This window comes from Coleofasciculus sp. B1-GNL1-01 (assembly GCF_040220235.1).
GTDB lineage: Bacteria > Cyanobacteriota > Cyanobacteriia > Cyanobacteriales > Coleofasciculaceae > Coleofasciculus.
Window position 1 is genome coordinate 1 of record NZ_JAVJTO010000037.1, and the last position, 14,342, is coordinate 14,342.

14 protein-coding genes and 1 tRNA gene are annotated in these 14,342 nt (G+C 45.4%); 4 read left to right on the forward strand and 11 right to left on the reverse strand.

Annotated features, from left to right (window positions below; all coding sequences use genetic code 11):
- Positions 1–591: 591 nt before the first annotated feature.
- Entirely contained in the window at positions 592–807 is a 216-nt protein-coding gene (locus RID53_RS08530) for a hypothetical protein (RefSeq protein WP_446387702.1), read from the reverse strand.
- 11 nt (positions 808–818) lie between these two features.
- Positions 819–892 (reverse strand) — tRNA-Val (locus RID53_RS08535).
- 189 nt (positions 893–1,081) lie between these two features.
- Between RID53_RS08535 and RID53_RS08540 the strand changes: the two genes are divergently transcribed.
- Positions 1,082–1,585, forward strand: coding sequence for a DNA recombination-mediator protein A (locus RID53_RS08540; RefSeq protein WP_446387703.1), 504 nt, complete (start codon positions 1,082–1,084; stop codon positions 1,583–1,585).
- Between the two features lie 42 nt (positions 1,586–1,627).
- Here RID53_RS08540 and RID53_RS08545 read toward each other — a convergent pair whose 3' ends face one another.
- The 6 genes from RID53_RS08545 to RID53_RS08570 form a co-directional block, all read right to left on the reverse strand.
- On the reverse strand, positions 1,628–2,266 hold the full coding sequence (locus RID53_RS08545; protein WP_446387704.1) for a lysophospholipid acyltransferase family protein: 639 nt from the start codon (positions 2,264–2,266) through the stop codon (positions 1,628–1,630).
- 231 nt (positions 2,267–2,497) lie between these two features.
- Positions 2,498–3,814, reverse strand: coding sequence for a TAXI family TRAP transporter solute-binding subunit (locus RID53_RS08550; protein WP_446387705.1), 1,317 nt, complete (start codon positions 3,812–3,814; stop codon positions 2,498–2,500).
- Positions 3,815–3,816: 2 nt separating this feature from the next.
- Positions 3,817–3,999, reverse strand: coding sequence for a hypothetical protein (locus RID53_RS08555; protein WP_446387706.1), 183 nt, complete (start codon positions 3,997–3,999; stop codon positions 3,817–3,819).
- A gap of 41 nt (positions 4,000–4,040) precedes the next feature.
- Positions 4,041–4,922, reverse strand: a complete 882-nt coding sequence (gene fabD / locus RID53_RS08560) for an ACP S-malonyltransferase (RefSeq protein WP_446387707.1) — start codon at positions 4,920–4,922, stop codon at positions 4,041–4,043.
- A 271-nt stretch (positions 4,923–5,193) separates the two neighbouring features.
- Entirely contained in the window at positions 5,194–5,889 is a 696-nt protein-coding gene (locus RID53_RS08565) for a DUF3226 domain-containing protein (protein WP_446387708.1), read from the reverse strand.
- Positions 5,882–7,012 (reverse strand): AAA family ATPase, encoded by a 1,131-nt coding sequence (locus RID53_RS08570; RefSeq protein ID WP_446387709.1) that lies wholly within the window; start codon positions 7,010–7,012, stop codon positions 5,882–5,884. The genes RID53_RS08565 and RID53_RS08570 overlap by 8 nt, the downstream gene beginning before the upstream one ends.
- 37 nt (positions 7,013–7,049) lie before the next feature.
- Between RID53_RS08570 and RID53_RS08575 the strand changes: the two genes are divergently transcribed.
- Positions 7,050–7,322, forward strand: coding sequence for a hypothetical protein (locus RID53_RS08575; protein ID WP_446387710.1), 273 nt, complete (start codon positions 7,050–7,052; stop codon positions 7,320–7,322).
- Here RID53_RS08575 and RID53_RS08580 read toward each other — a convergent pair.
- A complete protein-coding gene (locus RID53_RS08580; protein ID WP_446387711.1) occupies positions 7,316–11,521 on the reverse strand; it encodes an EAL domain-containing protein in 4,206 nt (1,401 codons plus the stop codon). The two genes, RID53_RS08575 and RID53_RS08580, sit on opposite strands and share 7 nt — an antisense overlap.
- 405 nt (positions 11,522–11,926) lie before the next feature.
- On the opposite strand from RID53_RS08580, the gene RID53_RS08585 reads away from it, so the two are divergent.
- Positions 11,927–12,817 (forward strand): carbohydrate ABC transporter permease, encoded by an 891-nt coding sequence (locus RID53_RS08585; protein ID WP_446387712.1) that lies wholly within the window; start codon positions 11,927–11,929, stop codon positions 12,815–12,817.
- Positions 12,818–13,106: 289 nt separating this feature from the next.
- On the opposite strand, the gene RID53_RS08590 is transcribed toward RID53_RS08585, so the two are convergent.
- Both RID53_RS08590 and RID53_RS08595 read right to left on the reverse strand, forming a co-directional pair.
- The gene (locus RID53_RS08590) at positions 13,107–13,484 is read right to left on the reverse strand and encodes a DUF5615 family PIN-like protein (protein WP_446387713.1); all 378 of its coding nucleotides are present in this window, start codon (positions 13,482–13,484) and stop codon (positions 13,107–13,109) included.
- Positions 13,466–13,813, reverse strand: coding sequence for a DUF433 domain-containing protein (locus tag RID53_RS08595; protein WP_446387714.1), 348 nt, complete (start codon positions 13,811–13,813; stop codon positions 13,466–13,468). Before RID53_RS08595 ends, RID53_RS08590 begins: the two co-directional genes overlap by 19 nt.
- A 181-nt stretch (positions 13,814–13,994) precedes the next feature.
- On the opposite strand from RID53_RS08595, the gene RID53_RS08600 reads away from it, so the two are divergent.
- On the forward strand, positions 13,995–14,342 hold a 348-nt coding region (locus RID53_RS08600; protein ID WP_446387715.1), incomplete at its 3' end, for a two-partner secretion domain-containing protein.

Consider the following 14,342-nt stretch of genomic DNA (forward strand, 5'->3'; position numbering starts at 1 on the left):
ATAAAAAAGCCCGACGTAACGCACCAAATTTACACGGAGAGAATCAAGCCGGTGTCGGTGTTTTCCCCAAACGCGATCGCTCCTTCTTCCCTAGAGGCGATGCCCTTTCCCTCCCAGTTGACGCCAATCCCTGATCAAAAGCGCGATCGCCTAAAACACACCTCCATTTTGAGACAGGGCGGGTTTGGTTGAAATGTTATCACAAATATCAAACAAATACCTGGACTCCCACGCGATCACACCTCCTCTATCCCCAGTGTGCGATCGCGCTTTCCCTTTTCCCAGACACACCATCTCACCAGGAATGGAAGCTGTTTGATCAAAAGGTGCGATGGAAGCATATCCAGGAACGCATATAACCGCTCCAAAAACACCGTTTGACACCGCCAATTGAATAAAGGGCGACCCGATCAAATTAAGCGGATACCGTTGTTAATTGATGCAAGCGGGTCGCCCCTACAGCAGCATCAAAGGTTACAGTCTCCCAGGTGCGATCGCCGATTCTTCCAAATTCCGCCTAAAACACACACCTCCATTTTGAGACAGGGCGGGTTTTGTTGAAACGTGATCACAAACATCAAAATTAAACGCCTAAACCCGCCCCGACAAATACCTGGACTCCCACGCGATCGCCCTTAGCTCAATATCCCCCTGACTCGGTTTATAACCTGCATAATCATTAATAATATCTTGGGCAATTCCTTGATATCGCTCTAACTTACTCAGTGAGTGCGATCGCGTTTGGGTATGGGTGAGGATTGCGATCGCGTCTGTCCTTTTCCCCAGATACACGATACTACTCGCCATTAACAACTAAATGGACACAACTGGACTCGAACCAGTGACCCCCACGATGTCAACGTGGTGCTCTAACCAACTGAGCTATGCGTCCGAACCAAACAGTACCTTACTGTAGCACGACTATTAGACAAGTGGCAAGCCAATCGGATCAAGCCAAAATAATTTTTCTCCCTTCATCCCTCTGCATCCCTGCATTCTCGCCACCTTTTTATCAGCTAATAGTTCTAACTGTCGCTGGTTTTGCTAAAATACCTAGGTTGTTCAGCTTAAACCAGCATCTTTGAATCAATCAGTAGAAATCTCCGGTGTAGATACCCTAGCGCAAGAACTTGCGACAATCCAGCAAACGGGTTCTAAGCGGATTGCCCTGTTAGGATCGCGTCATGTACCCATTACCCATCAACATCTGATCGAGATGATGAGTTATGCCTTGGTTCTGGGTGGCAATCGTTTGATGACCTCTGGCGCCACAGGTACAAACTCAGCCGCGATTCGCGGTGCAATGCGTGCTGATCCGAATTTGCTGACGGTCATTTTACCCCAAAGCTTAGAACGTCAGCCACGGGAGTCGCGAGTTCAACTCCAACAAGTCATGCACTTGGTAGAAAACCCAGAAAATGATCATCTGTCTCTGGCGGAAGCGAGTGCGTTGTGTAACTCCGAAATTATTTCCCGATGTCAACAGCTTATCTGCTTCGCCTTTCATGACAGCAGAACCTTGCTGAAAACCTGTGAGGAGGCAGAAGAACAACGCAAGGTGGTGACAATTTTCTATTTTGATTAAGCCTAAGCACGTCCTGTACCCGATGCGCTAGGTCGATAGAATTTATCGTCCTAAATCATGTAAAGCATGAATAGCAGCTTGACACCTCTGAGTCACGGCGGCTAAATCAGGTCGTTTAGTCGAAGCCGGGGGGTCAATAGGTTGACCAATTCGCACGGTTACGGGTACAGGACGCGGTATTGGTGATCCTTTGGGAAAAATGCGATGAGTCCCCCATATACTCACGGGCAATAAAGGGGCGTTTCCCTTCGCTGCAATTAAGGCAGCACCGAGTTTGGGTTCCGGAATGCGACCATCTGGGGTGCGTGTTCCTTGTAAAAAGACGCCCACAGCCCACCCCTGGGATAAACACTCAATCGCCGCACGAATCGCACTCCGGTCTGCTGCACCCCGCTTCACTGGGTAAGCGCCGTATAACTGAATAGCTTGCTTGAGTCCCGGAACCCGAAATAATTCCTCTTTTGCCATAAATGCTACTGGACGCCGCACACAATTGGACACAATCGGCGGGTCAAAGTCACTGGCGTGGTTACTGACGACAATCAGTGGACCATCCATCGGCACATGTTCAGCACCATGGATGTGACCTCGTAGGTAAACATTCAGCACTGGGCTGACTACCGACCATTTAAAGGCGTGGTAGAGGATTAGGCTAGCTAAGGGTTCGCGGTTTCTAGTCACAGAATATCCGAAGTGGGTGGGAAAATTTCAATTTAACGGTGGAGATCGTCATTGGTCATTGGTCATTGGTCATTCGTTATGATTTACAGACTATTGACAAAAGGTAATCGATTTGGGTTTATTGCCACAAATCGACTTAGACATAATCCCCAGATTTGGGGCTGTTGTATTAGAGTATCAGTTATCAACAACCCATTTGAAGATTTTATCGGGTTTTAGGTTGTACGTTGGCTATTGTGACTTCGAGATTGGGGTTGGTTGAGCCATGAGGGTACTTCGGCGATCGCGTAACGCGGCGATCGCGGCTTCCCAGGTGAAGGTGAACGACTGAAACGACTCCGGTGTGATCTGATCATAGTCGAGGGCGTTGACGACACTCTCAAACTTACTAAACAACTGGTGTCGAATTTTTTCCAGACTGCCTAAATCTTGACAGCATTCGATCTGTTTCATTAACATCAGAATCTCTTGATTATAGTTATCACCCTGGTTTTTCTGTTTCTTATCCAGTTGAGATTTCAACTGCCAAACCCACGATCCAATCAGAAGTGCGATTGATAGTAACAAACCCAGCCACTCGGCATTCTCTTGCAGAAAGGAGGGCTTCTCTCGATCATAGTAAGCTTGGGCACCAGGGTGGATGGGTAAAATCGTCCCAACCAACACGCTAGGAGGACTGATGTAGGATGCTTCTGGCATCACAGCCGCTAAATCCTGACGGCGTTCGTACAAAATGCTGGTAATCTCTTGGATAAGATTGTAATCAACCTTCTGGTGAGCTAACAGTATCCTGGGTACGGCTACGGTGGGTAGGTCAGTCGCCGGAATAGCAGGAGACCCCTGATAAGCGCCTTTAGGAATAAAGCCAGCATCCAATGTCGGCTGCTTAATTTTCATCGCTTCGGCTTGGTCAATCGGGACTAATCGCCCTCCCCGGTTTTGTACTAAATCGAGGATGGATTGATTCCCTGGCGGGCGAACGCGAAACACCGCATCGACTTGGTTATTGCGAAACGCCTCATCGGTTTCTTTTTCGGATACCGCAAAGGAAAAAAAGTCTGTTTCTTCCAAGCGATAATGTTCGGCAACAAATAAAAAGGAGAGATATTGACCGCCTCCTTTTGGTGGTAGTCCAATCCGTTTTCCCTTGAGATCTGAGACTTGCTGAATGCCAGAGTTGGCTTGAACTACCAACTGAAACATATCGGGGAATAATTTAGACACAATCCGCGCCGAGGGCAAAGCCGGGATATCAGCCTGGGCTGTCGCTAATTGCACCTTCTGGTCTTCTAAGAGTTTTATATTTTCTTCTGAACCCTTGGTTTCCAGAACTTCAATCTGAATTTTCGGGTTATATTTGGCAACCACTTGTGCCATGGCTTGACTGAAAATATAACTTTCCCCTTGTTTCGACCCAGCAGCAATGGTGAGGTGATGCACTCGGTTACGCTTAATCACCACGTATCCGGTTAAACTCACCATTAAGCCTAAGCTGAAGAGAATTAGGAAAATTTTCCGACTTAACCGAATTGGATAGCGATGGGACATAGCTAGCAGAGTCCTTCCGGTTGATTGATGTTCTGCTGACACAGTTCCCTGTCTTTGCTTGCAAAGGTATAGCAACTACCTTGGCAGGTTAGGACATTCTTTACGGTTCCCTGTTCCCGGTTGGGATGACCTAATGTCCTAACATATCCCCGTAGTGCGATATAACAGGGAAATGGAAAATACATAACCTACAGTAGATTCCAGAGGTTAACGATAGGTTAATAGGTTAACTGGGCAAATCTGATAAGCTACCGATATTTTCTAAGCTGGCATCTCGACACATCCGTTTAATTAAACCCGTGAGAACTTTTCCTGGACCAATTTCTACCACTTTCTCAATCCCTTCCTTTGACAGGTGTAAGGAAATTTCTCGCCAGCGCACACTTCCCGTCATTTGACGTTGGAGGCGTTCCTTGAGGACAGCCGCTTCTGTGGCGGGTATGGGTTCTGCATTGGATAACACAGGAATTTTCGCGTCACTAAAGGGAACAGACTCTAACACTCCTTGAAACTCTGTCGCGGCTGATGCCATGAACGGTGAGTGAAATGCCCCAGATACATTTAACCGTACTACTCGCTTGGCTTTAACCTGACTCAATAATGCTTCTACCGCATCGGGGGTTCCAGAAATCACGACTTGTGTTGGACTATTATCATTGGCTAACACTACATCCTCATGCTGCTGGATGAATTCGTCAAGTTGCTCTTGATTAAATCCAATTAAAGCCGCCATCATGCCACCTGAGGCACTATCCATCAGTTCAGCACGACGTTTGACCAGATTTAATCCCGCCTCAAAGTCAAAGACACCCGCCACGTAGAGTGCGACATATTCGCCCAAACTGTGACCCGCGACGAGGTGCGGTTGATGTCCTTGTTCCTGGATAATATCGGCTAGGATGCTTTCAATGACATAGAGACAGGGTTGAGTATAGAGAGTGCGAGACAGTTTCTCGTCGGAACTCTGGCACAGTTCTAGGATATCCCAGCCTAAGATTTCCTGGGCTTGGGCGAATTTGGCTTGAGCCAGGGGTAAATCGGCTAAGTCGGTTCCCATACCGACAGCTTGAGAACCCTGTCCTGGAAACACCCATGCAGTTTTAGTCATTTTGTTATTCCTTCGTGTTGGTCAGGGTATTCATTATGTCAGGAGAAATGCACGGAATGCATATCTCATTGACCCATAACTCAAAGTGGTTCCACTGTCAATGCTCAACGGAAATCAGTGGCAAAGGTGCGTTACGCTACGCTAACACACCCTACACATAGAGGCTTTCCGTAAGTCCTATGAAGGACAAATAATCTGTACTCAAGTTATCTACCCCTAACCCAATTGAGCGATCGCGCTGATCGCGTGCGTTGGTAGCGTCGCTCTATATCTACTCGTCCGTAAAAATTCTTAAAAATTTCTTTAGTTCTTCTAGTGCAGGGTGTTCTAAATTCCAAATATCCACTTTTTCTTTCATGATATAGTCAAAGTTTTTCATGCTACATTTTCTTTCCGCTTGTTTTTTCTCTTTTTTTGAACAAGTATCAAATCTAATGTAGAGACTAACCCAAAACTTGTCAAACTCTTTGTCAGTGATTGATTTACTTTCCTGACTTAAACAATCCCGCCAACTGTCTAAGCAATCAGCAAACGTAGAATTCTGAGACTTAATAGTTTTTAGGACAGTTTCTAATTCACCTTTCCCATCTACATTGGTAAAATAGCAGGATAACTTGATTACCTCTCCAGTAGCCGTACTAATTTCTATGAATTTTCCTATTTGTGATAAATTGGCACTATTCGTGAAAGCTTGATTAATACATTCGTTCACCCATTGAATTCGCTCATCTACAGAAAATTTATCGATATCTATGACAATACCAACCTTTTGTATATCTCTTTTCTGAATATCGGCTGCTAAAGCTTTGAGAGCATTGGTTAGTTTTGATTGACTCAATCCTTCCAGACATTCATAGTCATTGATGCAAATGGGAGGCTCTATGGAAATATCATAATTTAAGTTATCTATTAAGGCTTCTATGAACAACTTATCATTTTTGCTCTCAACGATAAGTAAGTTACTCACCCCTCACCCCTTTGCCATGTTCTATAGCATATTTTAGTGTTTCTAGATCACGATTAATTCCTATAATTGAATGATTGCGAGGCTTTCTGGCAATTTCAAAATAGGCACCCATATCTGGATATTTACTGACGCCTGTCGCTGTAAAAGCTTTAATCATCTCTAAACTATGGGTTGTGGCAAAAATTTGTATGTCTAATTCAGAAGCTAATTTAAATAAGTGTTCCCAAAATTCTCCCTGTTTAGTATAGTGAATCCCATTTTCTATTTCATCAATTAACAAAAAATTATAGTCGTTATTGATGAGCTTGAGCATGATCGCTGCTACGCGATTAATCGCATCTCCAAACAAGGAAAGTGGCAACCGTCCTTTCTGCTCCTTCCTGACTAAGTAGAGTGTTGGTTCTCCAATAGAAAAACTCTCTACTGTTTCAATCGAAGGATCTAATATTTTAAAAGCTTTGATAATTTCCTCATCTTTATCATTTAAACGAGCTTTGTCATACTCTTCAGTTAAATCTTTATTTGACAGTCTTCCAAAAGATGGAAGGATAGGCAGATTTTTATAATCGGGTATATCATGGAGCAAAATTCCATCTGAAGTTGCTATAACAGGATACTTAGATATCTCTTGATTATCTTGGATAACTCGAACTTGCAAAACTGACGACATGAGTTCATTTTTAGATATCAGAGTCATCAACTTTCTAGCTTCTTCCTCATCTTCCAAAATTTCTTTTAAAAGCGAAATAGAATGACAAACCAGTATTTCAACAATAGTGTTGATATTCTGGATACTTGTTCCAGTTATTTTTATCGTTGTTCGCTTATCTTGATTAAAGAAAAAACTATTCCAAGCTCGCTCTGGCATAGCTTTCTCGACGTCTGATGCTTCTTTCCTTATCCGCTTCAGTTCTATAATAGTTTTCGATTTAGGACAATTATTCAATAAAATTGATTCCAAAAAAGCCGTCTTGCCAGCATTGTTTTGACCTCCAATTAAATTAACCTTCTTAAATCCAGAAAATTTTGTTGCTTCAAAGCCTCTAAAATTAGTGATTTCAATGTCTTTTAACATCAGCCAGTAATCCACCTTTGGACGTTTGGATGGTTTGGAGGAGTTCATTGGAGATGATAATCCTCATGGTTATCTTAACTCATCTGTGCTTCTAAATTTAGGATCAGCGATCGCACTGGTGGTGGATACCCATGAAACCTGTGTCCTTTGGCGATCGCGCTATTGGTGGGTATATACACTTATATCGAATGGTACGCTCCTCGTATTCTGGTGGGCAATGCCCACCCTACGGTATATCAAGGGTTTCGGTGATAAATGCACGCTTTTCAGTGCGATTAAACCTATATCGTTTGGCGCTATTGGTGGATGGGTAGATCACCATCTGAGGACGCCCACCGAATCCGCTTCATCTCATTGAGGCTCAACGCGCAGTTTTCCGGCTGTCAACGCATCTAAGGGCGCTTGAAATAAATACCCTTGAGCATAATCACAATCCAGCAGCCGCAGTTGGGTTAATTGCTCTTTTGTTTCTACGCCTTCAGCAATGACTTTCATTCCCAGGCTATCTGCCAACATGATAATCGTGCGGACAATTTGCAGGGGTAATCCTTTGGTGCGATTGATCATGCCTGCTTCACAATGCCCTTGAACATCGATGCTAATATTACTAATCAAAGACTGATCAATCTTAATCGTATCAATCGGAAATCGATGCAAATAACTTAACGACGAATAACCTGTACCAAAATCATCAATACATAACCCAATTTGGCGATCGCGTAAGTCTTTGAGCCGTTCTTCGGCGGTCTCTGGGTCTGCCAGTAAGCAGCTTTCGGTAATTTCCAACTTTAAATGACTCGGATGCAGATGGGTCTCGTGCAGAATTTTGTCTAGGTGTTCTAGGAGTTCCGGTTGTAAAAACTGTTTGCTGGAAAGATTGACATAAATCGTCAACTGATGAGCCAATTCTTCACTAAGTTCACTGTCCTGAACCGTATCATGCCAAAGTTCTAACTGACGACAGGCTTGGCGCAACATCCACCAGCCCATGGGAATAATTAATCCCGTTTCCTCTGCCATGGGGATAAACTCACTCGGATACACTAATCCTCGGCTGGGATGATGCCAACGTAATAGTGCTTCAAACCCAGCAATCTGATGCGTCGAGAGGGAGACTATCGGCTGATAGTAAATCTCAAATTCCTGGTTTTCCACCGCCCGCCGCAATTCGGTTTCCAACTGCAAGACGCTGAGGGCATTTTGGTGCATCGTCAGGTCAAATATCTCATAGCGCGATCGCCCTAATGCTTTTGCCCGATAGAGGGCGGTATCAGCATCCCGTAACAAGTCTTCAGGACAATCATAGTTGGTGATATCGTCTTCCTGTTGGATCTCCCGACTTAAAACGATCCCGACACTTGCCCCGGTAAAGACTTCATGTCCATCTAAATTAAATGGGGCGGCTAATTCTTGCTGAATTCGTTCCGCCACGCGGGTTGCATGGTGAATATCTTCAATATCCTCCAGCAGAATGGTAAACTCATCTCCACCCAATCGAGCCACTGTATCCTCTGTCCGCAAACAGGATTCTAAGCGACGGGCAATGCCAATCAGCAGTTGATCCCCAACTAAATGCCCTAAACTATCATTGACCACTTTAAACCGATCTAAATCCAAAAAGAGTAGGGCAAAGCGATAGGTGTGATGACGTTTGGCTCGCTCTACGGTATGACTTAAGCGATCCATAAATAACGCCCGATTGGGCAATCCGGTCAATGTATCGTAAAACGCCCGGGTTTGCAGTTGGTCTTTTGCCAATTTGTGTTCGGTGATATCTTCGACTGTGCCTTCGTAATACAGCAATTCCCCGGTGGTCATATCCCGAACCGCACGGGCATTTTCGGCAATCCAAATTACGCTGCCATCTTTGCGATAGACTTGGGACTCAAAATCAGCTACCGCATCATTTTCTTGCAATAGCCGACTAAACTCCGCCCGTCGCTGGGGATCAACATAAAGCTGATGTTCGATATCGGTTAGTCGCACCATCAATTCCTGGGGCGAGGAGTAGCCGTATAAACGAGCCAGGGCAGGATTGGCGCTGATATAATGCCCATCAGCCGTGGATTGGAAAATCCCTTCCAAGGCATTCTCAAAAATACTGCGATATTTGGCTTCTGCCTGTTGCAACGCCTGTTCTGCCTGTTTTCGTTCGGTAATATCCCGTGCCACCCAAACCACCGAGTTTTCCGAGGTGGGGGAAATCGTCGCCGCAAACCAAACCTCGCGATCGCCTACGGGTAAGCTATACTCAATATTCAAACGCGAAGATGTGGCGATCGCTTCCTGGATATACCTCAAGAACTGATCGGCTTGAGTTGTGCCAAAAACCTGATCCAGGGTTTTGCCCACAAATTCTTTGGCGTTTTTCGGCAATAACACGGGGTCAGGATTCGTCGGGGCAATTTTCAGGAAACATCCCTGACTATCCAAGACAAAGATAGAATCCGTCATCGCTGCAAATAATGCCCGCAACTCCGCCTCAGAGGAACGCAACGCCACTTCCGCCTGTTTGCGCTCAATCGCTACCCCTAATTGGGCGGCTACGGTAGACATCAAGTTGACCAAACGCCAATCCGTTTGCTGCGATTCAAACCGGAAAAACGTTAATACTGCCAGAACCTGGTTATGAGCCATAATTGGCACGGCAAAACCTGCTTTAAGACCACAAGCTTTTGCCATAGAGGAGCGCACGAAGGAGGAATGAGGCGCACGGGACACATCGGGAATCCATTCGGGACGACGGGATGCCCACACTCGTCCGGGTAGTCCACAGCCTAAAGCAAAGGTAAAGGCGGGACTGTAATGGCAAAAGTCTTGCCGGGTGGACACCTCAGACGCTAAGACAGGGGGATAGGGAGAGGCTGCGCCTTTATTGGTGTGACCTAAACTGTTATCATTTCCGTTTACCGTTCCACCTTGCTGCTTACCGTCTGCTTTCCAAGGCTGTTCCTCTCCTCTGCGCCAAATTGTGGAACATTCTAAAACCTTCCCGTCAGCACGTTTGACCCAAGCTTCGCCCAAATCCCAATGGGTGGCTTGTCCCACTTTGCTCAAGGTGACATGCAAGGCTGACTGAAAATCTGGGGCTTCACCAATCGCCTGGGTCATGGTTTGCAAGAGTTCTAGGGCGTCTGTTGCCCATTTCCGTTCGGTGATCTCGGTAATAAAGCCCTCTAACGCCTGTAATTCTCCGTGGCGAGAAAAAATGCCGCATCCTTGTTCCCACACCCATTTCTGAATCCCTGTGGCTGTAGTAATCCGATATTCGAGTTGATAGGGTCGTTTTTCGGTAACGGCGGCTTGCACATCCTGCTTTACCCGTTCTCGGTCTTCTGGATGAATCACGTCACTGAACACTAATGCCCGATTTTCTACCAAATCACAGGGATTGTAGTGCAGCAGATTAAAACAGCCCTCACTGACAAACTCCATCGTCCATTGACTATCCGCCCGACACCGATATGCCATTCCGGGCAGATTGCCCATCAGTGTGGCTAGGGTGCGCTGACTTTCTTGCCAAGCCCCTTCAGCTTGCTTGTAGTTGCTGATATCAAAGGCACTTAACAGGATGGCTGGGTTTCCTTGAAACTCAATGATCCGGGTACTCATATCCAGCCAGCGCCTATCACCGGTTTTGGTCAGGATTTGCACCTCATAGCGGCGTTTTGCTCCCCTCTGCGCCGTTTCACTTAGGGATGGTTTAGGCATGAAGGCGTGGCTACTCGGATGCAGTAAGTCCCATAAATCCATGGTTAATAATTCCGATTGGCTGTATCCTGTAATCTCACAGACTATGGAATTAACATAGACTAACTGATTGCCTGTGTAGATTAAGACAGCGGCAGGAATGGTTTCGGCTAGGGTACAAAATTTGACCTCCTGTTCACACACGGCATTAGTAATTAACGGGCGGCGTGTTGATTGGGGTGATGGGGGTAAGGATTGGAGGGGTTCGTGGTGATGCGAGTCGTCCGTAATTGGCTGGAAAATGGCAAGAAAGGCTGATTCCCGCTTAACGGTTAACCGTTGCAGAGAAACTAGGCTCCAAATCGGCTTGCCATAGTGACTCGGCATTTTGACCGCGTAATCCCGCAAATAGCCTTGGCTAAGTAAAACCTCTAATATTCTTTGTCGTTGGGCGGGATCGTGATAGAAGGATAGAGTTTGGCGATCGCAAACGGGTTGATTGACTCTGGAACTCTTCTGTTGGCTGGGATCAAAGGTCGAGCCGTAATGATCGTTAGCATACAGAATAACACCATCGCTTAAGCGGGCAATAACCAAGGGTAGGGGAATGGATTGCACTAGCGTTTGCCACAATAGGGTGTCACTGTCTCCTTTCCGGCTCGATTGTGGATGTGTCGGGATACTAAGAAGTTCGAGTACGGTTGTCTTTCGTTCGGGTTGTGTATCTTTTTCCAATAAATGGCTGTAGCTTACTTCTAAATGTTTCACGGCTGCATAACACTCCAATGTATTGTGTGGGGAAATTCCCTCATCCTCAATCCGGGTTAACTCCCCCCGTTCGGGTTGGGATAAGACAGATGGCGTCAAGGGGTAGAAGCTTTAAACGCAACTCCTGTTCAGGCATCGCCTAACGTTATTTACCTCGCCCAAGACAATAATCGGGTTGATGATAGATAGCACCGTGAAAAATAGATCGAATCAACTTAAGCCTGTAGTATGCGATCGCATCGCTTACTGCATCAGCTTATGTCAGTAACCTCCCATCTAGCACTACTGGCACAGATATCCAGGATTGAGACAGAGGTTTACATTTAGACTTGCCTAGATGAGAACGCCAATACCTCACCACCCACATCGCCAGCTTAGATAAGGGCGTATTGGGTTATGGTGAGGTAACTAATAAGATTACACTAAGGTTAAGAAGAGGAAACTGTTAGCTAGGCTACACTATAATCCCTAATTTCTCGTTTTCCCTAATAATTTTTATGTCAGATGTCAAAGGATTCAATTGTCATCCCGCCCAAGTTTACGCCGTACCTGTTTTTGCTCCCTGCCCTAGTTATCTTGGGGTTGACCGTATTTTTGCCCGCTTGTCAAGCCTTTTACCTAAGTTTTACGCAATACGACTATGATTTGACCCAAACGCCTGAATGGGTGGGCTTGACGAATCTGCAACGTTTGGGGAAAGACCGAGTATTTTGGCAAACGGTGGGGAACACGGTGTTATACCTGATTGGCGTTGTGCCAATTTTAGTCGCACTCCCCTTAGGATTAGCGATTTTGGTCAATCAGAAACTGCGCGGGATAAGCTGGTTTCGAGCGGCGTATTACACTCCCGTGGTGGTTTCGATGGTGGTGGCGGGAATTGCGTGGCGGTGGCTTTATGCGGAAAATGGTTTATTTAATCAGATACTCAGTTGGATTGGGTTTAAAGAGGGGATTCCCTGGTTGACGAGTCCAGATTGGGCGATTTTTAGTGTTATGGCTGTTACCGTGTGGAAGGGGTTAGGCTACTACATGGTGATTTATCTGGCAGGTTTGCAATCGATTCCTGACCAACTTTATGAAGCGGCGGCGTTGGATGGTGCGGATGGGTATGGGAAACATTGGGATATTACGGTTCCCTTAATGGGTCCCTATTTGGCATTAGTTGCGGTCATTTCGGCGATTTCGGCGACGAAGGTCTTTGAAGAAGTTTATATTATGACCCAAGGGGGACCCCGCAATAGTTCTAAAACGGTGGTCTATTATTTGTATGAGCAAGCGTTTGCGGATTTGGAAATCGGTTATGCTTGCGCGATTGGATTAGTGCTGTTCCTGGTTATTCTGGGTTTGTCCCTCCTTAATCTGAAGTTATCGCAAGGGCGCGAAGGTATCAGTTAAGCTCCTTAAGCCTAGAACTAAAGTTCTGGCTAAAAGCTAAAACCCGTTCAAACGGGTTCGGAGATTTACCCCGTAAGCTTTAGCTTATAAGTACCTAGACATAAATTCTGTCCGCTCTACTAAGAAATGTTAACAAGTGTTAAATCCTTACTGTTCCCCGTTCCCTGTTCCTTTGTCCTCATGTTTAAGTTTAATTGAATTAAAGTTTTAGTATAATCTGGGATTTCTATAATTACTTGTTCCTCATTGGGATATTCCGATAACCTTTCAACAAAACCCGCCCTCACCCTTACTCTGAACCGAGTATATAGGTATAGGGCAAGTGAACAATTTGATCTTGATAGTCATTTTCAAAGGCGGCTTCAGCAATGAAACTTAATTCATCCAGATTTTGTCCCATACTCAAGTTTGGATTGAGAATGAAAATACCAGGAATGTGATGGTTTCGGGAAATATGATCGTTGATATGAACTGGCATAGATGTCCGGTTATTTGTAACTAGAATGAAATTGTACTCTTCACACCAAAGCAATATTTCTGGATCTAATGTTCCTCTTGGGGGAGTATTCGGTTCCCCAACTGCCCACACAATTAAATTGGGGTTTAGCCCTAGTAGTTGAATTTTATAGTTAGGGTCTACATTTTCATCTAGGAGATACTTGAGCATTCTTCTTTTTCTTTCTTTCTTTGTTCTGCTCTAAGTTTCCGCATCCGAATAGCCGTAGGCGATGGGTTAAGGTGTTGTGCTTTAACTTGCTGGTGATTCCACTCTAACCAGTCGGCTAAATATTTACTGACAGCTTCTTTATTATGGAGGTAATAGAGAATTGTCGCATAGACTTGCTCTACGGTGAGGGATGGATAAGTTTGGGCAATTTCTTCTGGAGTACGGGCGCGATGAATGAACTCATAAAGAATGGTTTCTATGCCTACTCTAGTTCCTTTGAGACGAATGTCGTTAGGGGCGAGGAAATTAAAATAATCTTCGAGTTGCATAAGTAGTTGGATGACGATACAGAAGAAGCAATTTTAGCCGAGTTCATCCTAGCAGATAATCGCCCGTCAAGCGGGTGGGCATTGCCCACCCTACTATATCCCTGTTCCCTCGGTTTAAATGATCTAGACTTGAGTTGAGGTATAATAGACCCTTCTTCAAGATCATCTACCATCTACGGATATGGCAAGCCAGGGGTTAGGGCATAGACCATGGGGGTTCAGCCTGATTTTAGCAGGATGGGGCGCGATCGCTCTTGTCGCTGCACCTGCAATAGCGCAGATTCAACCGGATACCACTCTAGGGGCTGAACAGTCTATCGTTACACCGAATGTGGATATCAAAGGTTTGCCAGCCGATTTGATTGAAGGAGGGGCAATTCGCGATACGAATTTGTTCCACAGTTTCTTAGAATTTAATGTGGGCGAGGGGGGGCGCGTCTATTTTGCGAATCCAACCGGGATTGAAACGATTTTCAGTCGGGTTACCGGGAATGATGTATCGAACATCTTAGGAACCTTGGGCGTAAAT